Consider the following 23,864-nt stretch of genomic DNA (forward strand, 5'->3'; position numbering starts at 1 on the left):
ATGGCGGACGATCTCGGCTGGGCGGATACCGTGCTTTACGGTCACACCGGATTTTACAAAACCCCGAACATCGACCGCCTCGCAAAGCGCGGGATGGTCTTCAACCGAGCCTACTCGGACAGCCCTCTGTGCTCGCCGACACGCTCTGCCGTCCTCACCGGACTCAGCCCGGCGCGCACCGGCATCACCGCCCCGCAATGCCACCTGCCGCAGGTTGTGACGGAGGCAAAACCAGGGGCCAAGGCGGCACCGAACAAGAAATCGGTCTCGCCCGGTGTGGTGACACGTCTCGCCCCGCGGTATTACACCATGGCGGAGGCGTTCCGGGCATCCGGATACGTGACAGCCCACTTCGGGAAGTGGCACCTCGGCCCCCAGCCTTACTCGCCGCTGCAGCACGGATTCGATGTGGACATTCCGCATTGGCCCGGGCCGGGTCCGGCGGGCAGCTTCGTCGCGCCATGGAAATTCAAGGACTTTGATCCGGATCCCGGCGTGCCGAACCAGCACATCGAGGACAGGATGGCGGCGGAGGCCGTGAGCTTCATGGAAAAGCAAAGGGACGTGCCGTTTTTCCTCAACTACTGGATGTTCAGCGTGCACGCACCATTTGATGCGAAGAAGGCGCTCATCGAGAAATACCGAGCAAAGGCCGATCCGCAATCCGTCCAGCGCAGCCCGACCTATGCGGCGATGATCGAGAGCATGGACGATGCCGTCGGCACGCTGCTGGATGCCGTGGAGAGGCTTGGCATCGCCGACAACACCGTCATCGTGTTCTACTCCGACAACGGCGGGAACATGTACGACGAGGTGGATGGAAGCACGCCGACGAGCAACACACCCCTGCGCGGCGGCAAGGCAACGATTTACGAGGGCGGCATCCGCGTGCCAATGGTCGTCGCATGGCCGGGCCTGGTGGAAAAGGGATCGCGGAGCGATGAGATCGTGCAGGGCTGCGATTTCTACCCCACCTTCGTGAAATCCCTCGGGATCAAGGTGCCGCCCGGGCAGGCCTTCGACGGGATCGATATCACCCCGGCTCTGGAAGGCGGGAGGCTCACCCGCGAGGCGATTTTCAGCTACTTCCCGCATGATCCGCCGGTGCCGGATTGGCTGCCTCCCTCTTGCGCTGTGATCACCGGCGATTGGAAGCTGATCCGGATCTTCCACGGCGGCGAGAACGGCGCACACCGCTGGAAACTTTTTCACCTTACGGAGGACATCGGGGAGAAAAACGATCTCGCGGCAGTCGAGCCCGAAAGGGTCTCGGCGATGGATGCCCTCATCGCAGGATTCCTTGAAAGAACCGAGGCGGTTCTCCCAGTCCCGAACCCCGCATTCGATCCCGCCACCTACGATGCCGCGAAGGAAGGCATCCCGGCGGATCGCACCAGGCCCAAGGCGGGCAGGCGCAGTGGGAAATGATGCGGTTTTTCCCGTTCAGACCTGTTCCTTGAGCCTCCGCTCCAGCTCGCCGATGTTTTCGTCTATTGATTGCAGGTAAGGGTTGGCGATGCCCTTGGGCGATAGGTAGCGGTAGACCGCCTCCGCCTCGCCGTCGAGCAGCGGCAGGACGTAATCCCTCCAGAATCCCGGGGTGGCCTCAAGCAGGCCGCCGAGGCTTTGGAACGGGCGATCTTCCGGTGGGATTCCCTCGTGCCCATAGGCCTCCACGAACTCAAGGTAGAGCAAAGGCAGCTTCTCCAGGTAATCCGCAGCGCTCATCTGTGCAAGGTAGTCCGCCGTCACCAGGAAAAGTGCGACCTGCCGCGCCTCAGCGCTGCGGAAGGCGACGTTCCCGATGCGGTTCCTCGGCCCGGTGCACATCACCGCGGAGCAGATGTCCCCGATCTCCGTTTCCGTGATCCCCATTCCTTGCAGATATTTCCTGGCGAAGGCGCAGCTGCGTTTCTCATGGATGAAAGTGTACTTCGCACCCGTGCCGGAAAGATCCCCCTCTTGCTTGAGAAAGCCGGTGTCATGCAGCAAGGCAGCAAGCAGTGCCAGTTCGCGGTCCCGCACACCGAGAGCGGGCTTGCCCCCCTCCCTGCGATACCCGTCCAGCATGTGCGCCATGCAGACGGTGACCTGCAGCGTGTGGTCGAGGTCATGGTACTCCATGTCGATGGGCTGGTATCCCGGCCAGCCGCCCCCGAACATGCTCACAACATCCCCGACCGCATGGTCGATCAGGGTGATGCTGTCCTTCCCTTCATCTTCCCTAAAAAGCCCCTTCAGCTCCTCCGCAACGGCGATCGGATCCTTGGTGTCAACCTCATGAGGGTTTGTCATACCTATGTATGTTAGCCGTGCGCCGCATCAGACCGCAAGCCCATACATTGCAGATACCGGAGCCCGATGAGCCTCTGTGGGAAGTATGGACAGCACGCCCGCAGGCACCTATGGGAAGGCATGTTCAACATCGTCCTCGTGGAGCCGGAAATCCCGCATAACGCCGGTGCGGCGGGCCGTCTCGCCCTGGCCACCGGCTCCACCCTGCATCTGGTGAAGCCCATGGGATTTTCCCTCGATGACAAATATGTCAGGCGCACCGGCCTCGATTACTGGAAGGATGTCGATTTGCGAGTGTGGGAAAATTTCCCCCAACTGGAGTGCGCCATGGAAGGGAAGGGGAGGTGGTTCCTCTCCACCAAGGCCGGCAAAGCCCATTGGGCGGTGCGGTTCTCGCCCGGCGATTTCCTGATCTTCGGGAAAGAGACCAAGGGGCTGCCCGTGGAAACGCTCGCAGCCGCCGGCGATTCCGCTCTGCGCATCCCGATGTCCCCGGGTGGCACCCGTAGCCTGAACCTTTCCACCGCTGTTGCGATCGTGCTGTTCGAGGCAATCCGCCAGCAATCGCCGGACTGGTGACAACATGGCTTCACTTCACCAGCCTGATGTGATCGAGCGCCTTGATCTTTGCGCATATCCGCCCGCCGGGTTCCTTGAAACATCTGCCGCTGATGATAACCTCCTTGCCGACGAATGGGGCAAAGGTCTGTGGCCGGAAAAAGCCTTGGAAATCAGATTGGTGGATGACCACGACAAGTTGCTCCGGATCCGGCGGATCGGCGAAAAAAAGGTAGATGCTCTTCCCCGTGGAAGAGCTTCCCAGGCCGCGGATGGTTCCACGGAGTTTCACCGTGGAATTCACCTTGATGCCCTTCCATAGCTCGCGGTCTGCCGGCGTGAAAATTTTTCCCCCCACGGCGGGAGGAGTCGCAGGTGTGGCGGGAGGAGTCGCAGGTTTCGCAGGAGTCGCAGAGCCTGGCGGCGTGAAACCAAGCGCCTTGTCGCGTGCGGCGGCTTCCTCGCTGAGTTTTTTCGCAAGCGCATTCGCGCGGTCAGCAGCGCTGTCCTGCTTCGCCTGTTCCGCAGCCGCAGGCTCCTTTGGCACCTCAGGAACCGGTGGTGCAGAGTCTGGCGCAGGCACGGTCTCGCTGGCATTCACCGGAGCCGATTTCCTTTCGATCACCGGAGATATTTCCTGCTCGCTGTAGTCCGCCGCGATCTGCGGGGGCTTGGCCGTCTTGTGCAGGTACAGAAGTGCGCTGCCGATCACCAGCAGCGACACCAGCGCCGCAAAAATCAGCGGCTTGCCCGAGGATGGCTCCTTCACCTTGAAGCTCTGTGGATCCGTCGCCCGCGCGACGAGCACCTCCTCGGCGGGAGGCGGCTCGTTGCCTGTGGATTCCGCCAGCATTTGCAGGGCTTCGGCCAGCCGTGCGTCGGGATTGTTTTTCAGCCACTTCAGCCATCCGCCCAGCCCATGGCCAGCATGGTCGCTGACCAGCTTTCTCTTCCAGCCCGTGAGTTCCTCGCCAAGGTTCACGATGGAGGAAAGCTTGCGCGTTTCGAACTCGGCTCCCAGCCACTTGAAGGGCGAGATCCAGAAAGTGAAGCCCCGTCCGCTCTCCCTCGTCCCAATGATGATGGAATCGACTTCCGTCTCCACCCACACCGCCTCCTCGCCGAGCACGTGCGAGATCACGATGGAGACCTCCAGCGCGATGCGCAGGACGTCGATGACCAGAGCCGGATCCAGCTTTTCGCCCGCGAGGATTTCATTCAGGGGCATGCCTTCCACCCACTCGGTAACCAGGAAGGGGATGCCGTCGATGGGATCCACGGAGCCTGTGATGACGGAACGCAAGGCGATATGGGAAACGTCCGCTAGCCGCATGGATGCGATCCCGAAAGCTTCCGCCTCGTCCTTTTCCAAGCCCCCACCTTCCTGCCCGAACGGCAGGAACCTGCGCAGCGACACGGTCTTTCCGGATTCACTGTCATGCGCGCGGTAAACGATCCCGTGCTTGTCCTGCCCGGCGATGTCTTCGATCTGGAAGCGGTTCATTCCGCGGAAATCCTAATGGTTTGTGCGGTCGCGCCAAGCCGTAAGCTCGGGTCAGTTCAATGTCATCTTGCGCGGGATCAGGCGCGGGAAAAACTTCGGCTGATGGAAGTCCGGCGCATCACCCGGAAGCCTCGCCGCCGTATGGAACGTCTGCGCCGGCGAGTTCAGGATGAAGGCTGCGTTCGCCCGGCTGCCGAGCCCGAAGCGGATCTGCTCCCTGAGGAAGTCCAGCGGCATGCACAGCGCGGCCAGCCACGATGCTGGGTCGGCGTCGTCATGGTAAGTCTTGATCGCGGCAGCGAAATCCGGCTGCCGCTCCGACGGTTTCCTTGCCGTCTCGAACTGGCACGCCCACCAGGCTCCGTTTGCCGCGAGGTTGAGCTCCAGGTAGGCACCGCCGTCAGCGTCTGCGATGAAAAGCTCCGCGACATCATGCTTCCAAAGCTCCGGGGTGAATGCGCCTGGTGCCGCCCCGGGATGCATCTTCGCGGGTGCCTGCCTTGTCGCCACGAACCAAACCTTCTCAGCATCCGCCGCCAGCGCGAAGCCCGCAGGAGGAATCAGCGCCCGCCTGTCCCAATCCGTGGATATGCCCATCAGCGGCAGATCGAGGGAGCCCCATTCCAGCCGTGTCTCCGTGGTGAAAAGTTGCATGACAGATGTTTCACTACGGATTCCGTTGAAAAGCCAGCAGCCATTGACGCGTATGAAAAAATCATCCGAGGCGGATATTTTCATCGCCATCCGGAATCCGCTTTGCTTATCTCAGGTCAAGTTTTTTTAAAAATGTCTCGCCCCCGCTCAGGATATTACAGCGCCATTGAATACATCGGCCCGCGCCCGCAGAAGCCGAAACGGCAGAATTTCTTCGGTGGCTGGGTAATCGTGGCCATTGCGGTGGGCGCCGGGATCTTCTTCGGCAAGCCGCTCATCGGCGGCGCATTCGCGGCGGACAAGGGTCCATCCGGCGAAGACGCGGAGGTCATCGTGTCCCAGCTCAAGGATGCGGGTGGCTTCGGGAACAGCCTTGCCGCAGAGGCGCTGCGCTACTCCGGCACCCCGGTCAGTTACGATCCAGCCTACTATAAAATCCCCAGCCCCGGCGGCGATGTTCCGGCCAACAAGGGGGTCGCTGCGGATCTCGTCGTCCGCTGCTACCGCAAGCTCGGCATCGATCTCCAGCAGGAAATCCAGGACGACATGGCAAGGCATTTCCGCGTCTATCCCCAGCTCTGGGCCGCCCAGGGTCCGGACGCGAACATCGATCACCGCCGCGTCCAGAACCTCCATCGCTTCTTCAGCCGCAAGGGTCAGACACTTTCCACCAACAGCGACCCCTCCGGATACAAGCCCGGCGATGTCGTCGTCTGGGCTCTCGCCAATGCTGCGGACATGCATGTCGGCATCGTCGTCCCCGGCCCTGTCGGCTCCGGGGATGCGCCGTGGATCGTTCATCATCCCGCAGGCGGTGGCGTGAAATGGGAGGAAGCGGTCTTCCAATACCAGATCCTCGGCCATTTCCGTTACCCCGCCGAGTGAGCCAGCCCGGCGCTTTGGTGTTGGTGATCCAGGCTTTGTGTGATTCCGTCCACGCCGGACGATACTTGGAACGATGTCAACCTGGCGACCCATTGCGAAAACCCCACTTTGGAAACGGTGGCTCCCGTCATGGCTCCATGCCCCCTTTGTCATCCTTTTCCAGCTTTCCATTGCGGCCGCACTGATCCTCCTTGGGCTGGCCTTCTTCTATTTCACCATTTCCTCGAGGTTCGACCTCGCGGAGATCGCGAAGTTGCCCGGAGGCATCGTGCTTTATGACCGGTATGGCAAGGAAATCGATGCTCCGGGAGCCACAGGCAGGCGCATCGTCTCCCGCGGCGAGATCCCGGAATTCATGGTCGAGGCGCTCGCCGCCCGAGAGGATGCCCGGTTTTTCGAACACGGCGGGGTTGATTTCCGGGGCCTTGCCCGCGCCACCGTACGCAACGTGAAGGACAGGGATTTCACCCAGGGTGCCTCCACGCTGACGATGCAGCTCGCCCGCAACACCTACGACATGCGCGCCAAGTCCCTGCATCGCAAGGCGCTGGAGATCGCGCTGACCCTAAGGATCGAAGCCCGTTACTCAAAGGACGAGATCCTCACCAGCTACCTGAACCGCATCTACTTCGGCTCCGGTGCCTACGGCGTGGAGCAGGCGGCCCGCACCTACTTCGGGAAAACCGTTTCCCAGCTCAATCCCGGCGAGTGCGCCATGCTCGTCGGCATCATCCGCGGACCGCATATCTTCTCCCCGCTCCGCGATCTGGATGCCGCCGAGGAGCAGCGCGACCAGACCCTCTCCCGCATGGTGGATGCGGGCTTCATCACCCGCGAGAGGGCGGATGCAGTCAGGGTGATCGAGATCCGCCTGGTGAAGGGCACCGCTTCGGAAAACCGTGCCTCCTATGCCGTCCGGCAGGTGAAAGCCAGGCTGGAGCAGGTGATGGCGCAGGAACAGATCACGTCCTCGGGCCTGAGAGTCCACACCACACTCGATGCAGGCTGGCAGGCTCGGCTCGAATCGGAACTCGCCCGCGCCGTCTCCGCGCTGGAAGCCGAGAAGGGCTGGCCCCACCCAAGCCACTCGGCGCATGAGCCTGGAACGGAGGCCGGATACCTCCAGTTTGCCGCCGTCACCACCGAGACGAAAACCGGAGCCGTGCTCGCATTGATCGGTGGCCGGGACTTCGCCGACTCGCGTTACGATCGCACCCGCTCCCAGCGCGATCTCGGCTCCGCCTTCGAGCCTTTCGTCGCCGCCGCCGCGGCAGAAAGGGGGAAACTCGTCCTTCCCGGCAAGCCTGTCCAGACCGGCAGGCAGATCGGCCCGGCGGAGGTGCAAAGGCTGGCGAAACGCTGCGGGTTTTCAGGCCCCTTCCTCGATACGGAAGACCTTTTCCGGGGCGCTGTGGCCGCCACTCCCATGGAAATGTCCGTCGGGCTGGCTACCCTCGGCAACGGCGGGAAAAAGCCCAAACCATACCTCATTTCACGAATCGCGGATGCCGATGGGAAGACGATCTACAATGCCCGCCCGTCCGTAACCCAGGCACTCAGCAAGGAGGCTGCGGCGGAATCCGTCCGAGTGCTGAAAAACCGCTCCGGAACACGCTGTTTCACCGGCGCGACAGGATCTGAGCGCGACGCCTGGACATTGCGCCTCGGCCCCAGCGGTTCCACCGCAATCTGGATCGGCTTCGATACGCCGACCCGCATCGCCGGCGAGGCAAGGCTCAACGCACTCCTCGATGAATTCGTCGAGCGGCTCGGAAACTAGCTCCCTGCACGATGTTTTCCCGCAGGCTGGCATTCGGTCGCATTCCCGCAGCATAACATCCACCAGCCGGCATTTTCCACTTCAGCGATAAGAGGGCATCGCTCGCTTTTGGAAGTGCAAAGTCATCCCGGCTGCACGAGAACCGGATATGCCGCTTGTCTCTGTCGTTCTTCCTTTCCGCGACGCGGTGGTGACCCTGGCGGATGCCGTCCGCAGCATCCTGCGGCAGGAATTCCGCGACATCGAGCTCATCGCCGTGGATGACGGCTCCCGAGACGGCTCCGCCGCGTCCCTGGCCGGGATCGGCGACACCAGGTTCAGGCTGGTTCGCAACCGGCTTCCCTGCGGCGTCGTGGCAGCCACGGCGACAGGGCTTGGCTTGGCCTGTGGTGAATGGTTCGCGCGGATGGATGCGGATGATATCTCGCTGCCACGGCGCATCGGCGAACAGCTCAAGGCTGCGGATGAAAGTGTGGGGGTGGTGACTTGCGGGGTGGAATCCATCGGCTGCAAGGGAGACGGCATGAGGCGCTACGTCGATTGGACGAACAGCCTGGCCGATCACGATGCGATGGCGCGCTGCCGCTTTGTGGAGTCCCCGGTCATCAACCCCACGGCGCTGGTGCGCATGGATTGGATGCGGCGCGTGGGCGGCTATCACGATACCCCATGGGCGGAGGATCATGATCTCTGGCTCAGGCTTTTCGCGGCAGGCTGCCGCTTCGCAAGGGTGCCGGAAATCCTATTCCAATGGAGGGACTCACCGGGGCGCCTGACCCGGCGCGATCCCCGTTATGGCAGCGTGGCAAGAAGCCGCATGCGGGCGCACCATCTGAAAATCCTCCCAGGCGTCCGCGAGAACGGCATCGTCATCGCAGGCGCCGGGCCGATCGGCAAACGGCTCGCGCTGGATCTCCTTGGCGAGGGGGTGGAGGTGAAAGGGTTCTTCGATGTGAATCCGGCGCGTGTCGGTCAGTGTATCCACGGTGCCAGGGTGGCCGCAGCCGGGCAGATGGCCTCGAAATGGCGCGAAAGCATCTTGCTGGGTGCCGTCGGCCTCAAAGGGGCGCGCGACTCGGTTGCCCGAATGGCCGCTTCCGCTGGACGCCGCGAAGGCGAGGACTTCTGGGCCGTTTGCTGAAAAGCGGATATCCGCCTCCCAAAAGAACGTAATTGAACAACGTCCGCCTTCCGTCATATTGGCGCGTAAGAATCCATCCCAAGCAATCCATGAAACAACCAATCCGTATCCTCGCATCCATCGCCCTTGGCGGTGCCGCCATCCTCCTGAGTTCCTGCGGGAACATGAGCTCCAGCTCGGGCACCGCCTTCTCCTTCGACCCACCGGCCAAGAAACCCGGCAACCCTTCCGCCGTGAAAGTCCACATCAGCACAGGTGCCGGTAAACTCTATGTGACGGAAGGGAATGAAGTGCTCCTCGCCACGCCTGTCTGCGTCGGCACAAGCGCCACGCCCACGCCCCATGGGAATTTCAGGATCACCTCAAAGACACGCCACCGCCGCCGTGCTAGCAACCCCGGCGCAGGCTATCCGATGACCTACTGGATGTCATTCTACAGCCCCGCATACGGGATGCACTGGGGTTTTGTGAAACCATATCCCTCCACCCACGGCTGCGTCCGAATGCCGCTCAATTCCGCCCGTAAGGTTTTCGACATGACCCGCGTCGGCACCCCTGTGAACGTCGCCAGCTCCCAGCCATGGGACTCCACCATTGGCGCGAAACTACCCCGCCTCGATGACGGCCCGCTGCCCAATCCACCGGATTCCTACATGAAGAGCGCCAAGGTCTTCGAGGATCACGAAAAAGGCAAGATGTGGGACTTCCGGTGATTTTCCGGATTTTCAAAAAGCCGTCGGGATAGAGATCCAGATCCCGGCGGCTTTTTTGTATTCCGGGGAAACCTTCAGTCCGCCAACGAGAAACCCTTTCGGGAATGCCTGCATCGAAGCGGTTCGCCCTCCTCGTTTGGATTCCAGCCGTTCGCGTTGCCAAAATCGATGGCTTCCCCGACGAGCGAGAGCTTTACGATGCGGGGTAGCTCCGCGATCAGTTCCCGGCCACCGATCGCAGCGTTCGTGTAGATCGAGACCTCGTTTACGCCGTTGCGCTGCTTCATGAGCCAGCGGTATTGGACGTCGCGATGGTTCAGGGTCCTGTAGCCTTTCTGTGAAAATGACATGGTCGTAGCAGCCATCATGAACCACAGCCCGGAGGATGAGAATGCTTTTGTCCGCATTTCTCTGCGGCGGTTCCGTTGGAGCTAGGGCTTGTCCGCTTGCTTTCCGGTATCATGCGGCGTGCCCTTTTCCACCGGTTTCCCGGCCTCAACCCAGGCAGTGATCCCGCCGGATATCTCATGTACGGCATATCCCGCCGCCCGCAGTTTTTCCGCCGCAATGGCACTTCGTTTGCCGCTCCTGCAATAGACAAGCACTTCCTTTTCGGGATCCAGCACGGCCTTGGCCAGGAAATCGTCTTCCGTGACGGTTACCAGCTTCGCGCCTTTCAAATGGCTCTCGTCCCACTCTTCCTTTGTCCGAACATCGATCAACTGGACATTCGCGGCGAGAAGCTGCTCCGCACGGTCGATCTGCAGAGGCTCGGTTTTTTCATTCCCTCTTGCCGGCAACATGAGCAGCGAGGCAATCAGGCAGGAGCGGATGATTTTGTCGATTCCCATGATGGAAACATGGCTTTGATTCGAATCCCGCGCAAGTCCCATGCCACAGTGCGGAACGATTGCCCGCTACCCCCGCACCCTCCTGCGCCAAACCACAAACGGGATGGTGACCAGATACATGATGATGCTGTAGACCGCAGACGGGACGGTGGTGGGAGGCAATGCCTCGGAAGAACCAAGGGCTACCAGCGATCCGACCGCAATCCCCAGCGTGCCGTTCTGCACGCCCGCCTCGATGGATACCGTTGAGGCATCCTCCGATCCCAGCCCCATGACACGGCTGGCTGCAAGGCCTATCGCCAACATGCCGATGTTGAGCAAAACCAGCGCCGGCCCGAGGTTCGGCAGGTTGCCGGAAAAAACCGCCCAGTTGCTGGCCAAGGCCGCCACGATGATGACGAAAAACAGGATCATCGCCGTCCTGGAAACCGCGCCGGAGATGCCCGCAACAAGCTGCGGCGCAAGGGCTGTGACGAGCATCCCCAGCGCCACCGGCACCGCAGTGATGAGGAACATCGTCATCCCCAGCGCCAGGATATCCACATCGGGCGCATCCTTCCCCATGAAATGCCCCACGCTCAGGGCGACGAGAACCGGCACGGTGACGATGGCCGCCAGGCTTGTGACGGCCGTGAGGGAAATCGAAAGGGGCGTGTTGCCATTGCTCAGGCGGGTCAGGACGTTGGAGGTCACGCCGCCGGGGCAGAAGGAGAGGATCATAACGCCCACCGCGATATCCGGCGGAAAGGAGAATGCCGTCACCAGGCCGAAGGCAAAGGCCGGCAGCAGCAGGAGCTGGCAGGCGGCACCGGTCAAAAACGCCCTCGGATACCGCAAGATCCGGGTGAAATCCGTCTTCCGCAGGCCCAGACCCAACGAAAACATGATGAAAGCAAGGATGAGTGGCAGTCCAATTTTGACGATCATTTGGCGCAGGTTTTCTTAGGTCGCACTCCTATCCCGGAGACGGCGCACAGGCAATGCATCTTCTTTGTCCTGGGTTCCAACAAGGATGAAGATGGTGCAACAGCAGGACATCTGGAAGATCCGCGGTGGTTTTTCATGGCAAGCCAACGACACAGGAATATGGGTGGATGGCAAGCTTATGCCTTGTAGCCTTCCAGGGCGTTTTTCAGGAACGGAGCGGTGCGTGAAGTCTTGGATTTCGCCACCTTCTCCGGTGTCCCCTGCGCCACGATCTTCCCACCGTTTTCTCCGGCTTCGGGGCCGATGTCTATGATCCAGTCGGCCTCGGCGGCGACGGCCATGTGGTGCTCGATGACGACGACGGTGTGGCCCTCTTCCACGAGGCGGTGGAGGATGTCGATGAGGCGTTTCACGTCCTCCAGGTGGAGGCCGACGGTGGGCTCCTCGATGAGGTAGAGGTTCCGTGTCTTGAGCTGGGCGTTGTTGAGGGTGGCCTTCATGCCGCGGCCCTTGATGAGCTCGGAGACGAGCTTGATGCGTTGGGCTTCGCCGCCGGAGAGGGTGGGGGAGGCTTGGCCGAGTTGGAGGTAGCCGAGGCCGGTGTCGGCCATGAGTTTCAGGGGGTGGGAGATGCGCGGCTGGGATTCGAAGAAGGCGGATGCCTCGTCGATGGTCATCTCCAGCACCTCACCGATGTTCTTGTCCCGGAAGGTGACCTCGAGGGTGGCGGGGTTGTAGCGCATCCCGTCGCACTCGTCGCAATGCACCCAGGCGGACGGCAGGAAATCCATCTCCAGTTTCACCCGGCCGTTGCCCTTGCATTGGGGGCAGCGGCCGCCATCGGTGTTGAAGGAAAAGCGCGAGGCGTCGAAGCCGCGCATCCGGGAATCGGGAAGCTGGGCGAAGAGGGAGCGGATGTGGTCGAAGACTTTCACATACGTCGCCGGGCAGGAGCGGGACGTTTTCCCGATCGGGGATTGGTCGACCTCGTAGACGGATTTGATGTCCTTGTTTCCGGTGGCGTACCGGAAGGGTTTGTTCTTCGCCTTCTTGTCAAAGGCGGCAGCGATGCACCGGTGCATCAACGTCGATTTCCCGGAACCGGAAATGCCTGTTAGAGCGGTGAGGCGGGCGAGGGGGATGGCGGCGTCGATATCCTTGAGGTTGTTGGCGGTGCAGCCCTTGATTTTCAGGAACTGGTGGGATTTCGGGATGTTGCGGCGTGAACCGCGGATGGGATGGGTGATCGGGTTGGCGAGGGCGCGGTAAGTGGGGGAGGTGGCAAGTGCCGAGTGATCAGTGATCAGTGAAGACCGTGTGCTCTGCTTCTTTCCTCTTCCACTGATCACTGATGACTGATCACTCGGCACTTGCGGCGGCTTTCCTTCGTAAACGATTTCACCACCCAGTCGCCCCGCCCCCGGCCCGAGATCGATCAAGTGATCGGCAGCCGTAATCGTATCCTCGTCGTGCTCCACGATGATGAGGGAGTTGCCTTGGTCGCGGAGGGCCACCAAAGTTTTGAGGAGTGCGGCGTTGTCGCGCGGGTGGAGGCCGATGGTGGGCTCGTCGAGGACGTAGAGGACGCCGCGGAGGTTTGAACCGAGCTGGGCGGCGAGGCGGATGCGCTGGGACTCGCCGCCGGAGAGGGTGTTTCCGGAGCGGTTGAGGTGAAGGTAGCCGAGGCCGACCTCCTGGAGAAAACTCAGACGCTGGCTGATCTCTGGGAGGATGTCGCGGGCGATGAGCTTTTCGCGGGAGCCGGGGATCTTGAGTTTGCTGAAATGGGCGGAGGATTCGTTGATGGAAAGGCTGGATAGCTCCGAGATGGCCGTCCCATTCAGCTGGACGGCGGAGCCGACGGGGTTGATGCGCGAGCCGTGGCAGGAGGGGCATTCGATGAGTTCGTCGTTCTCCATGCGGTCGATCGAGCGGTCGGCGTCGAGCTCGGCTTCGAGGACGGAATCGAAGCGGGAGGTGTCGAGATGGCGGTGGCGCTTCGGGATCTTGCCGTGCCCCCGGCATACCCGGCACCAGCCATGCGGGGAGTTGAAGCTGAACAGGCGGGGATCGAGTTCCTCGAAGGAGCGGTTGCAGGAAGGGCAGCTGCTGCTGGTTGAGAGGAGGGTGAACTTTTTGTCGGCGGTGAAGAGTTTGATTAGGCCTTTGCCGATTTCGAGCGCGCGGGAGATTTGGGTGCCGAGTGCCGAGTGAGAAGTGGGAAGTGAAGAGTCTGCGACGACTACGTCGATATCGTGTTCTACGAAGCGCTCTAGGCGGGTGAAATCCTCCGCGGACTTGAACTGACGGTCCACCAGGAGTGTGGTGAAACCTTGTTTGATGGCCCATTGGGCGATTTCCGTGTGGTAGCCCTTTTTGCCGCGGATGAGGGGGGCGAGGATTTTCACCGGGCTCTTTTTTATCTCAGCACGGATCGTTTTCTCGATGGCGGCGAGGGACTGCTTTTCGACCGGGACGTGGCAGTCGGGGCAGTGGATGGTGCCGAGTTTTGAGTAGAGAAGGCGGATGAAGTTCCAGAGCTCGGTGACCGTGGCGACGGTCGATTTGCCGCCGCCCTGGGAGACGCGCTGCTCGATCGCGACGGTTGGGGGGAGACCCTGGAGCTGGTCGATTTCGGGTTTCTCCAGTTGCTCCGCGAACTGGCGGGCGTAGGCGGACATGCTGTCGAGGAAGCGGCGCTGGCCTTCGGCGAAGAGGATGTCGAATGCGAGGGTGGATTTCCCGGATCCGGAGAGGCCGGAGATGACGACGAGCTTGTCGCGGGGGATGTCGACGGAGATGTTCTTGAGGTTGTGGTGGCGGGCGCCCCGGAGAGTGATCAGTGCCGGGTGATCAGTGATCAGTGGAAGGGCTTTTGAAGCGGGGGCTGAAGCCCGCGGCCCCTTCAACGCGCTGCGGAGGTAGGCGGCGGTCGGTGTGTCGGCTTTTGCGACTGTTTCGGGTGAGCCTTCGGCGATGACCTGGCCGCCGTTCTTGCCCGCTTCGGGGCCGAGGTCTAGGATCCAGTCGGCGGATTTGATGACGTCGAGGTTGTGCTCGATGACGAGGAGGGAGTGGCCGGAATCGACGAGCTTCTGGAAGACGGCGAGGAGGTTCTCGATGTCGGAGAAATGCAGGCCGGTGGTGGGCTCGTCGAGGATGAGGAGTTTGTTGCCGCCCGATGAACCGGCGAGCAGTTGGCAGAGCTTGAGGCGCTGGGATTCGCCGCCGGAGAGTGTGTTGAGCGCCTGCCCCAGCTTCAGGTAACCGAGGCCGACCTCGACGAGTGGGGAGAGGAGCTGGATGATCTGGTGGTGCCGCTTGGCATGTGAAGGTGGGATGCCCTTTTTGTTTTCATAAAATCCGATGGCTTCGGTAACGGTGAAGCTGAGGATGTCGTGGATGGATCTCCCCCTGTATAGATATTCGAGGGTGGAGGGTTTGTAGCGCTTCCCTTCGCAATCCGGGCAGGTGACGTAGAGGTCGGAGAGGAACTGCATCTCCACCTTCTCATAGCCGTTGCCAGCGCAGCGGTCGCAGCGGCCTTCGCCTGAGTTGAACGAGAAGAAGCCGGTTTTCAGGTCGTGCGCCTTCGCGTCGTCCGTGCAGGCGAAGAGCTGGCGGATGGGATCGAAGGCACCGAGGAAGACGGCCGGCGTGGAGCGCGGGGTGCGGGCGACGGCGGTCTGGTCCACGAGTTCGACGCCACATAGATGCTGGGTTCCTAGCATCTCCTTCAGCGGTGCAGGATCTTCGTTGGTCTCGATGCCGAGCTTGCGGGCGATGTTCAGGTAGAGGATCTCGTGGGCGAAGGTGGATTTCCCTGATCCGGAAACGCCGGTGAGGCAGACGAAGAGCCCGAGCGGGATCTCCGCGTCAAGCTTGCGGATGTTGTGGCGGGATGCGCCTTTGAACTGGAGCTTTTGCTTCCCGGGTTTGCGGCGCTTTTTCGGGATGGCGATGGATTTTTCGCCCTTGAGCCAGGGAATCGTGCCGAGTGCCGAGTGAGAAGTGAGAAGCGAAGAGTCTTTTGCGTCGCCGTGGAAGATGACCGTGCCGCCGTGTTGGCCGGCTCCGGGGCCGATGTCCACGAGGTTGTCGGCGGCCTCCATGACGGTCTGCTCGTGCTCGACGACAACGAGGGTGTTTCCCTTGTCGCGCAGGCCTTGCATCACGCCGACAAGCCGGTCGATGTCGCGGGGATGGAGGCCGACGGTAGGCTCGTCGAGGACGAAGAGCGTTCCGGTGAGGGATGCACCGAGGCAGGTGGTGAGGTTGACGCGTTCGACCTCGCCGCCGGAGAGGGTGCGGGTCTGGCGGTCGAGGGTGAGGTATCCCAGTCCGACCTGGTCGAGGTAGTGGAGGCGGGATTGGATTTCTGTGAGGACGAGCCTGAGTGTGGAATCAGTGCTGGGTGCCGAGTGATCAGTGAGCAGCGAAGAGGAGAAGGGGAGGAGTTCGCTGATGGGGAGCGCCCAGAGATCGGGGAGGGATTTTCCTTCGATTTTGAAACAAAGGGACTCGGGCTGGAGGCGTTTTCCGCGGCACGCGTCGCAGGTGGTGTAGGAGCGGTAGCGGGAGAGGAAGACGCGGACATGCATCTTATAGGCTTTGGTTTCCAGCCAATCGAAGAAGCCTTTGACTCCGTACCATCCTCCGGATTGCCAGAGTTCCTCAAGCTCCTCGGGGGTGCTTGTCCTACGGTCTCCGTAGTAGATCCATTCGCGGGTGTCGTTGTCGAACTCCTCCCACGGTGTGTTGAGGTCGATGTCGCGTTCGCGGCAGTTGCGGACGAGGTCGCGCTGGCATTCCTCACCACGGTCTCCTTGGAAAGGCTTGATGGCTCCCTGCCTGATTGAGAGTGAGGGGTCGGGGACGGATTTCTCGAGGTCGATCCCGATGACGCGCCCGAAGCCACGGCACTGGGGGCAGGCGCCGAGGGGGGAGTTGAAGGAGAAGAGGGCGGGGGTCGGGGCGCGGAGGGTGAAGCCGGTTTTCGGGTTGGTCCAGGTGGTGGTGAAGGTTCGCGGGGTTTTCGGGTGGGAGATGGTGGCGTGGCCTTTTCCGAGGTGGAAGGCGGCTTCGAGCGCTTCGAGGAGCCGGGATTGGTTTGCCTTGGTGACCTTGAGCCTGTCCTGGATGACCAGGATCGCGGCGCGGAGGGGAGGCATGTCGGCGGGCGGCGCTTCGTCGGTGCGGCAGGTTTCACCGTTGATGAGGACTCGGAGGTAGCCCTGGGAGCCGAGGAATGGGAAAAGTTCGGCCGGTTCGGTGCCGGACGGGATCGGGATGGGAAAGGTGATCAGGACGTTTTCGCCGGAAAGATTTTCTGTCGCCCATTCGGCGGCGGATTCCGGGGAGTCGGGCTGGATTTTTTCGCCGGTTCTCGGGTCGTAGCCGATGGCGAGGCGGGCGTAGAGGAGCTTGAGGTAGTCGTTGATCTCCGTGAGTGTGCCGACCGTTGAGCGGGTGGTGCGAACATGGTTTTTCTGCTCGATGGCGATGGCCGGCGGGATGCCCTCGATGGAATCGACCAGCGGCTTGTCCATGCGGTCGAAGAATTGCCGGACGTAGGGGGAAAAAGTCTCGACGTAGCGCCGCTGTCCCTCGGCATAGAGGGTGTGGAAAGCGAGCGAGGATTTCCCGGAACCCGATGGGCCGGTGACAACCGTGAGTTTCCCGAGCGGGATATCGAGGTCGATGCCCCGGAGGTTATGCTGGCGGCAGCCGCGGAGTGCGATAACTGGTTGTTTGTCAGGTGTTTTCTTCTTTCCGGGCACGGCGCAGGATATGCCTGAAATTCCTCTCCGCCAGCGGAAGTGCGGCCTGCTGGGAATTTTCGGGGAATCCGGTGGTTGACAGGTTGCTGTCGAGCGCGTAATCAGTCGCCCCGCGTTTTATAACAGCGGCGGAGTAGCCAAATGGTAAGGCAATGGTTTGCAAAACCGTCATGCGTGGGTTCGATTCCCACCTCCGCCTCCAACCTGAAGATGTATGGTTTAGTAGCGAACTCTGGCTGTTAGGAAATCAGCGGAAAAAGCGAAAGACGTTAGCGGGCGTCCGAGGGCGGTCTCTGCTTCCAGCGAGTCAGCAAAGTGTGCCATGGTGGGCTGCCCATGAATGGATTGTGGATTTTCATCGCCAGCCAGTGGGCTTGAGGGAGTAGGATCGTGCATGGAGCGCAAGGATCGCGATGGCAGGAGTGGAGGCGGCTTTTTCCCGAAAAAGACCGAGGCCGGGAAATTTCCGGTAAAACGGTCCCTGGGAAAAGAGCAGGGCTGGGACGGGGTTGCCGGCTGGTATGACAAGCTGGTGGGGGCGGATGGTTCGGACTACCATCAGAACGTCATTTTGCCGGGGGTGATGGATTTGCTTCGGGTGAAACGGGCTGAATCGGTCGTGGATGTCTGCTGCGGCCAAGGTGTCCTGGTGAGGCATTTGCTGGGGGCGGGTGCGTCGCGGGTTTTTGGGGTGGATGCGAGTGTCAAGCTGATCGCTGCGGCACGGCAGCGGCATGGTGGCGGAGGAAATGTTTCGTTCATGGTGGCGGACGCCTGTGCGCCGGGGGATTGGGCGGATGGTAGCTTTGATGCGGCGGCCTGCGTGATGGCAGTCCACGATGTGCCGGACGCGGCGGGACTTATGAGAAACCTGGCGGCGGCGTTGAAACCCGGGGGGCGGGTTGCGATCGTGATGATGCATCCGTGTTTCAGAATTCCACAGGAAAGCCACTGGGGTTGGGATGGGGATCAGAAGATCCAGTTCCGACGCCTCGACAAGTATGGAAAGGCGCTGGAGATCGGGATCAAGACGAGGCCTGGGCTGGGTACCGAGGAGTGCACTGTTTTCCATCACAGGCCGCTGGCGGAAGTGATTTCAGAAATGGGCAAGGCCGGACTGGGTGTGACGGAATGCACGGAACTGTTCTCGCACCGCAGGTCACAGGGAGGCGGGCCGTTCAGCAAGGCCGAACATCTCGCTGCTGAGCAATTTCCGCTTTTCCTGGGCTTGGGGGCGGTGAGGCTTTGAAAGGCGGGCCGATAGAGCATTCCCGGCCTCCACGTGATGGGAGGAAGCTATTGGCGCATAGCTACGCCCCGGAGCTTGTCATGGGACATCGCATGAGCTCTTCCCACCTGTGCAGGACTTCCCCTTCGAGGATGGGTGGCGGGAAATTGGCGCTTGTTTGTGCGCCATCGCGATTCAAGGCTATTGGCACATGAGCGAGGCGGCGACGAATTACCAGGTATGCATTGCGGGGACGGGAAGTTACCTGCCGGAAACGGTGATGACCAACGACGAACTCGCCAAGCGGGTGGATACCAGCGACGAGTGGATTTTTTCCCGCACCGGCATCCGCGAGCGCAGGATAGCGGCCGATGGCGAGCACACCTCCCACATGGCCAGCGCCGCCGCCCGCAACGCCCTTGAGCAGGCGGGGCTCGATGCCGCGGATGTCCAGCTCATCATCGTCGCCACGATCACTCCCGATACCCTCACGCCCGCCACCGCCTGCTACGTCCAGCAGCAGATCGGCGCAAGCAGGGCTGTCGCCTTCGATATCTCCGCCGCCTGTTCCGGCTTCCTCTATGCGATGAAAATCTCCAAGCGCCTGATCGCCGACGGAGCCTTTGAGAACGCGCTCATCATCGGCGCGGAAAAACTCTCCGCCTTCGTGAACTGGGAGGACAGGACGACCTGCGTGCTCTTCGGCGATGGTGCCGGTGCCGCCGTCCTGCGCCGCGCACAACCGGAAGAGGGTTCCATCCTTGCCACGGAAATGGGCACCGACGGGAGCCTCACCCACCTTCTCAACATCCCAGGCGGCGGCTCAGCCTGCCCGATCACGGCTGACAACGTAGGCACCCACCTCGCCACCCTCGCCATGCAGGGAAAAGAGGTGTTCAAGCACGCGGTCAACCGCATGAAAGAGGCGGCGGAAACCGTGATCAGCCGAGCCAAGCTCCAGCCCGAGGACATCGCCTGCGTGATCCCGCACCAGGCGAACCTGCGGATCATCGATGCGATCGCAGACCGCCTCTCCGTCCCGGAAGGCCGCGTTTTCGTGAACCTCGACAAATACGGCAACACCTCAGCCGCCGCCGTCGCCATCGCCCTGGACGAGGCCAATCGCTCCGGTGCCTTCAAGCGCGGCGACAACATCGTGCTTGTCGTCTTCGGAGCCGGCCTGACATGGGCCGCGGCTGCGGTGCGGTGGTAGGATTTCCATAAATCGTTGGAAACAAACGATGTGAATTTTTCCTGTTTTTTTTCGTAAAACCAGTTGACGACACCCCGGAGCCGTGGTTGCTTACAGCCGTCGCAAGACAAGGCGGCTCGACTGAACGTCCCTTTGGGTTTTTGGGTTTTTCCCGGGGATAATCGGTCGGGTCGCTTCTTTTTTTGCCGTTTTCGATCCGACGTTCTCGGTTCTTGCCTGTCGCCGCCTCCACGTTCTTAGTTGGTGCATGGGTGTTGTCTGGTGTGACGGGAAATTTTTGGAAGAGTGCGAATTCAGGGTTTCCCCGTTGGATCGCGGCCTCTGCCACGGCCTCAGCCTTTTCGAGACACTGCTTGCGGTGGGGGGGAAGCCGCGCCTTCTGCGCGAGCACCTCGCCCGCCTCCGCAGCGGTCTTGAGCGTCTCGGAGTGAACAGCATCGCGCTGGATGATGCCGGTCTAGGCAAGGCGATGGCTTTGCTCCTTGAGCGCAACGGCCTCGAAAAAGGCATGGCGCGGATCAGGCTTACCCTCAGCTTCGGCCCGGGGCCGCTCGACCGCACGGATCATGGCACCGCATGGGCATGGATGACAGCAGCACCGGTGGATGGAGAGGTGCAGGACATCCGCATGACCCTTGCTCCGTGGCGTCGCGACAGGGAAAGCGTGTTGCGCGGCATCAAGACCGGGAACTACGCCGAACACCTCATCGCCCTCGATATGGCGCGGCTCGAAGGCTTCGGCGAAATGCTGTTCTACAACACCGCCGACGAGCTGTGCGAGGCCGCCATGGCCAACGTGTTCCTCATCCGAAAGGGTGAAATCTCGACCCCAAGCCTCGACAGCGGATGCCTCGCCGGGGTAACCCGCGCCCTCCTGATCCGCCTTGCGGCCGAGCACGGCATCGCCTGCAAGGAGCGCATCCTCCGCAAGGCGGATCTGGAAAAGGCGGAAGCCATGTTCCTCACCTCCTCCGTGAAAGGGCCGGTGCGCGTCTCCGCCCTGCAAGGAAAAACATTCCCCGAACACCCTCTCTTCGATGCCGTCCGCTCGCTCTGGGCCGAGGCAATGGCTTAGGGAAGCGTCTTTCCAGGCGGCTTCAGGGCCAAGCAAAACCAAGCCTCCCGGATGAATGGCTTTCCCCATTCCCTCTCTTTTTCCTTTTCCCCCCAAAGCCCCGCACCCAACATTCCCCCCGCAACCCAACCACCACCAAACTATGTCACGACCAGTCACACTTTTCACCGGCCAATGGGCCGACCTGCCGCTTGAGAAACTCGCGCCGCTCGCCGCGGAAATGGGCTACGACGGCCTGGAACTCGCCTGCTGGGGCGATCACTTCGACGTTGATCAGGCGATTTCCAAAAAATCCTACGTGAAGGAGAAGTGGGAGCTTCTTTCCGACAACGGCCTCACTTCCTACGCAATCTCCAGCCACCTCGTCGGCCAAGCGATCTGCGACAACATCGATGAGCGCCACAAGGCGATCCTGCCGCCGGATGTGTGGGGCAACGGCGATCCGGAAGGTGTCCGCAAGCGCGCCGCCAAGCAGATGACCAAGACCGGCAAGGCCGCCCGCCTTTTCTTCAACGCGAAGCCCGGCCGCAAGAACAAGGACGAGTTTCCGGCGGTCGTGAACGGCTTCACCGGCTCCTCGATCTGGCACGGCCTCTACGCATTCCCGCCCACCAGCCAGGAATTCTACGACAAGGGATTTGAGGATTTCGCGAAACGCTTCACCCCCATCCTCGACGCCTTCGAGAAAGAGAACGTGAACTTCGCCCTCGAGGTGCACCCGACGGAAATCGCCTTCGACATCGCCACCGCGCAGCGCGCGCTCAAGGCGGTGAAAAACCACAAGCGCTTCGGCTTCAACTACGATCCCTCCCACCTCGGCTACCAGGGCGTGGACTACATCAAGTTCATCCGCGAGCTCGGCTCCCGCATCTACCACGTCCACATGAAGGACGCATGGTGGGGGCACGGCGACGGCTCGGTCGGCGTGTTCGGCGGCAGCACCGATTTCGGCGATTCCCGCCGCTTCTGGGATTTCCGCTCCCTGGGACATGGCGACATCGAGTTCGAGGACATCATCGTCGCCCTAAACGATATCAAATACGCCGGGCCGCTCTCGGTTGAGTGGGAGGACATCCGCATGGATCGCGTGCACGGTGCCACGGAGGCCGCCGCTTTTGTCCGCAACGTCGATTTCCCCGGCTCAAACGTCGCCTTTGACGCGGCTTTCGATAAGAAAAACCAATAACCCGGAATCTCGTACATCATGTCAGTCAAAGTTGGAGTGATCGGTGCCGGTTGGATGGTGAAATACCATGCCGAAGGGTTCAGGAAAGCCGGTGCGGAAATGGTTGCCGTCGCGGATCCCGCGCCGGGCGCTGCGGAAAAGGCGGCGAAGGAATGGGGGATCCCCAAGACCTTCGATTCCGTGGATAAGATGCTGGCCGAGGCATCCGAGCTGGATGCCGTCAGCATCATCGTGCCGAACAAGTTCCACGCCCCGCTGGCCATCCAGTGCCTCAAGGCGGACAAGCACGTTTTCTGCGAAAAGCCCCCCGGCCTGAATGCCGGTGAGGTCGCGGAGATGATCCGGGTGGCGGAGGATTCGGGGAAAACCCTGATGTTCAACTTCAACAACCGCGCCCGTCCCGAGTCCCAGGCGATGAAGGGATACGTCGATGACGGCACGGTGGGAACGATCAACTCCGCGCAGGCAAAATGGATACGCCGCACCGGCATCCCAGGCTTCGGCGGTTGGTTCACCACCAAGGCCATGGCAGGCGGCGGCGCGACGATCGACCTCCTGCACATGATCGACCTTGCACTTTACCTCATGGGCTACCCGGAGCCGGCCCACGTGCTCGCAAACACCTTTAACGACCACATCAAGGATCCCGGTTTCAAGGGGCCGTGGGGCATCCCGGATCGCGAAGGTGGCACCACGGATGTCGAGAACGCAGTCCACGGCTTCGTGAATTTCAAGAGCGGCCAGGTGCTAAGCCTGCAGGTTTCCTGGGCGGAAATGGTCAAGCGCGAGGAGGTTTCCGTCGTTTTCCAAGGCACCAAGGCCGGTGGAAAAGTCGAGCGCCTCTTCGGCCGCGACGGCCTCGACGAGACCGCCATCGACACCTGCGAGCTCTACGTCCAGGAAAACGGCAACAGCGTCAACCGTACGATCATCACCGAAGCCTGCGAGGACATGGGCCGGATCAACTCCGCGGCCAACTTCATCGATGTGATCAACGGCGCCGCCAAGCCCTTCAACACCCCGGACCAGGCGCACAAGCTGATGCTCGTCATCGATGCGCTCTACGAATCCGCGCGAACGGGTGCACCGGTCGCGATCTAACAGGCCATGGGCGGTAACGGCCATGCAGGGGACGGCTTGATGCTTGTCCTCTGCACATTTCCCGATCTGGAAGCGGCGCGCAGGATCGGCAGCGCGCTCGTCTCCGGTGGCCTCGCCGCCTGCGTGAACCTTGTCCCCAAGGTGGAATCCATGTATCTTTGGAAAGGGGAGATGCAGACAGAAAACGAGGTGCTCGCGATCTTCAAGATCGTGGCGGGAGGGTTTGCGGAGTTTGAGCAAGGCCTTTTGGGAATGCATCCCTATGAGGTTCCGGAGATCCTTGGCATTGAGGCGGATGCGGTGAACGCGGGCTACCTCGGCTGGGCTCTTGGCGGGAACTAGCTTTCAGGCTCGGATTTCCTGGCACAGCAGGCAGCTCTTGCCATCGCAGCCGCGGGCGCTGCAGTGCTCACGGCCGTAGAAGATGATCTGGAGATGGAGCTTGTTCCATGATTCCCGCGGAAAAAGTCTCTTCAGGTCGTGCTCGGTCTGCTCGACGTTTTTTCCCTGCGTGAGCTTCCAGCGCTTCGCGAGGCGGTGGATGTGGGTGTCCACCGGAAAGGCCGGAACCCCGAAGGCCTGCGCCATCACCACCGAGGCGGTCTTGTGACCCACCCCGGGTAGCGCCTCCAGATCCCCGAAGCTTTGCGGAACTTCCGAACCGTGCTTCTCGACGAGGATTTTCGAGAGTTCGGAAATCGCGGCAGACTTCCGCGGCGAAAGGCCGCAGGGGCGTATGATGGCTCGAATCTCGTCCACCGGCACATGCATCATTTTCCCCGGCGTATCTGCGAGAGCGAAGAGCGCGGGCGTGACCAGGTTGACGCGGGCATCGGTGCACTGGGCGGAGAGCAGCACGGCAATGAGCAGGGTGTAGGGGCTGCTGTGGTCGAGCGGGATCGGGGTCTCCGGATAGAGCGCATCAAGCCTCCGGTGGATGTGTGCGGCGCGTTCTTTTTTCAGCATTGGGGGA

General features: G+C 61.5%; 20 protein-coding genes and 1 tRNA gene. 13 read left to right on the forward strand and 8 right to left on the reverse strand.

Going from position 1 to position 23,864, the window contains the following annotated elements:
* Positions 1 to 1,428 (forward strand): sulfatase, encoded by a 1,428-nt coding sequence (locus HZ994_00005; protein QTN30777.1) that lies wholly within the window; start codon positions 1 to 3, stop codon positions 1,426 to 1,428.
* A 15-nt stretch (positions 1,429 to 1,443) separates the two neighbouring features.
* Here HZ994_00005 and HZ994_00010 read toward each other — a convergent pair whose 3' ends face one another.
* Positions 1,444 to 2,295, reverse strand: a complete 852-nt coding sequence (locus tag HZ994_00010; GenBank protein ID QTN30778.1) for a hypothetical protein — start codon at positions 2,293 to 2,295, stop codon at positions 1,444 to 1,446.
* 120 nt (positions 2,296 to 2,415) lie between these two features.
* On the opposite strand from HZ994_00010, the gene HZ994_00015 reads away from it, so the two are divergent.
* Positions 2,416 to 2,874, forward strand: coding sequence for a tRNA (cytidine(34)-2'-O)-methyltransferase (locus HZ994_00015; protein ID QTN34279.1), 459 nt, complete (start codon positions 2,416 to 2,418; stop codon positions 2,872 to 2,874).
* A gap of 10 nt (positions 2,875 to 2,884) precedes the next feature.
* Here HZ994_00015 and HZ994_00020 read toward each other — a convergent pair whose 3' ends face one another.
* Both HZ994_00020 and HZ994_00025 read right to left on the reverse strand, forming a co-directional pair.
* Positions 2,885 to 4,357: a hypothetical protein gene (locus HZ994_00020; protein QTN30779.1), complete on the reverse strand. Its 1,473-nt coding sequence runs from the start codon at positions 4,355 to 4,357 to the stop codon at positions 2,885 to 2,887.
* A 51-nt stretch (positions 4,358 to 4,408) separates the two neighbouring features.
* Positions 4,409 to 5,011 (reverse strand): hypothetical protein, encoded by a 603-nt coding sequence (locus HZ994_00025; GenBank protein QTN30780.1) that lies wholly within the window; start codon positions 5,009 to 5,011, stop codon positions 4,409 to 4,411.
* 132 nt (positions 5,012 to 5,143) lie between these two features.
* On the opposite strand from HZ994_00025, the gene HZ994_00030 reads away from it, so the two are divergent.
* The 4 genes from HZ994_00030 to HZ994_00045 all read left to right on the forward strand — a co-directional run bounded on the left by HZ994_00030 (position 5,144) and on the right by HZ994_00045 (position 9,530).
* Entirely contained in the window at positions 5,144 to 5,896 is a 753-nt protein-coding gene (locus HZ994_00030; protein QTN30781.1) for a DUF1287 domain-containing protein, read from the forward strand.
* Positions 5,897 to 5,969: 73 nt separating this feature from the next.
* Positions 5,970 to 7,676, forward strand: coding sequence for a transglycosylase domain-containing protein (locus HZ994_00035; protein ID QTN30782.1), 1,707 nt, complete (start codon positions 5,970 to 5,972; stop codon positions 7,674 to 7,676).
* Between the two features lie 148 nt (positions 7,677 to 7,824).
* Positions 7,825 to 8,817: a glycosyltransferase gene (locus HZ994_00040; protein ID QTN30783.1), complete on the forward strand. Its 993-nt coding sequence runs from the start codon at positions 7,825 to 7,827 to the stop codon at positions 8,815 to 8,817.
* Between the two features lie 89 nt (positions 8,818 to 8,906).
* A complete protein-coding gene (locus tag HZ994_00045) occupies positions 8,907 to 9,530 on the forward strand; it encodes a L,D-transpeptidase (GenBank protein ID QTN30784.1) in 624 nt (207 codons plus the stop codon).
* A 74-nt stretch (positions 9,531 to 9,604) separates the two neighbouring features.
* On the opposite strand, the gene HZ994_00050 is transcribed toward HZ994_00045, so the two are convergent.
* From HZ994_00050 to uvrA, 4 genes are all read right to left on the reverse strand, one after another.
* On the reverse strand, positions 9,605 to 9,937 hold the full coding sequence (locus HZ994_00050) for a hypothetical protein (protein QTN30785.1): 333 nt from the start codon (positions 9,935 to 9,937) through the stop codon (positions 9,605 to 9,607).
* 24 nt (positions 9,938 to 9,961) lie between these two features.
* Positions 9,962 to 10,381, reverse strand: a complete 420-nt coding sequence (locus tag HZ994_00055; protein ID QTN30786.1) for a rhodanese-like domain-containing protein — start codon at positions 10,379 to 10,381, stop codon at positions 9,962 to 9,964.
* 66 nt (positions 10,382 to 10,447) lie between these two features.
* The gene (locus HZ994_00060; protein ID QTN30787.1) at positions 10,448 to 11,308 is read right to left on the reverse strand and encodes a bile acid:sodium symporter family protein; all 861 of its coding nucleotides are present in this window, start codon (positions 11,306 to 11,308) and stop codon (positions 10,448 to 10,450) included.
* A gap of 176 nt (positions 11,309 to 11,484) precedes the next feature.
* Positions 11,485 to 17,088 carry an excinuclease ABC subunit UvrA gene (uvrA, locus tag HZ994_00065; GenBank protein QTN30788.1) on the reverse strand — a complete coding sequence of 1,868 codons (5,604 nt, stop codon included), beginning with the start codon at positions 17,086 to 17,088 and terminating at the stop codon, positions 11,485 to 11,487.
* A gap of 127 nt (positions 17,089 to 17,215) precedes the next feature.
* Between uvrA and HZ994_00070 the strand changes: the two genes are divergently transcribed.
* The 7 genes from HZ994_00070 to HZ994_00100 all read left to right on the forward strand — a co-directional run bounded on the left by HZ994_00070 (position 17,216) and on the right by HZ994_00100 (position 23,233).
* Positions 17,216 to 17,290 (forward strand) — tRNA-Cys (locus HZ994_00070).
* 192 nt (positions 17,291 to 17,482) lie between these two features.
* On the forward strand, positions 17,483 to 18,337 hold the full coding sequence (locus HZ994_00075) for a class I SAM-dependent methyltransferase (GenBank protein ID QTN30789.1): 855 nt from the start codon (positions 17,483 to 17,485) through the stop codon (positions 18,335 to 18,337).
* Between the two features lie 190 nt (positions 18,338 to 18,527).
* Positions 18,528 to 19,529, forward strand: coding sequence for a ketoacyl-ACP synthase III (locus HZ994_00080; GenBank protein QTN30790.1), 1,002 nt, complete (start codon positions 18,528 to 18,530; stop codon positions 19,527 to 19,529).
* A 307-nt stretch (positions 19,530 to 19,836) separates the two neighbouring features.
* Positions 19,837 to 20,604 (forward strand): aminotransferase class IV, encoded by a 768-nt coding sequence (locus HZ994_00085; GenBank protein QTN30791.1) that lies wholly within the window; start codon positions 19,837 to 19,839, stop codon positions 20,602 to 20,604.
* A gap of 142 nt (positions 20,605 to 20,746) precedes the next feature.
* Entirely contained in the window at positions 20,747 to 21,790 is a 1,044-nt protein-coding gene (locus HZ994_00090) for a sugar phosphate isomerase/epimerase (GenBank protein QTN30792.1), read from the forward strand.
* Positions 21,791 to 21,808: 18 nt separating this feature from the next.
* Positions 21,809 to 22,891 (forward strand): Gfo/Idh/MocA family oxidoreductase, encoded by a 1,083-nt coding sequence (locus HZ994_00095; protein ID QTN30793.1) that lies wholly within the window; start codon positions 21,809 to 21,811, stop codon positions 22,889 to 22,891.
* A 6-nt stretch (positions 22,892 to 22,897) separates the two neighbouring features.
* The gene (locus tag HZ994_00100; protein QTN30794.1) at positions 22,898 to 23,233 is read left to right on the forward strand and encodes a divalent-cation tolerance protein CutA; all 336 of its coding nucleotides are present in this window, start codon (positions 22,898 to 22,900) and stop codon (positions 23,231 to 23,233) included.
* A 3-nt stretch (positions 23,234 to 23,236) separates the two neighbouring features.
* Here HZ994_00100 and nth read toward each other — a convergent pair whose 3' ends face one another.
* Positions 23,237 to 23,857, reverse strand: coding sequence for an endonuclease III (gene nth / locus HZ994_00105; protein ID QTN30795.1), 621 nt, complete (start codon positions 23,855 to 23,857; stop codon positions 23,237 to 23,239).
* Between the last annotated feature and the right edge of the window lie 7 nt (positions 23,858 to 23,864).

The sequence above is a fragment of the Akkermansiaceae bacterium genome, from assembly GCA_017798145.1.
GTDB lineage: Bacteria > Verrucomicrobiota > Verrucomicrobiia > Verrucomicrobiales > Akkermansiaceae > Luteolibacter.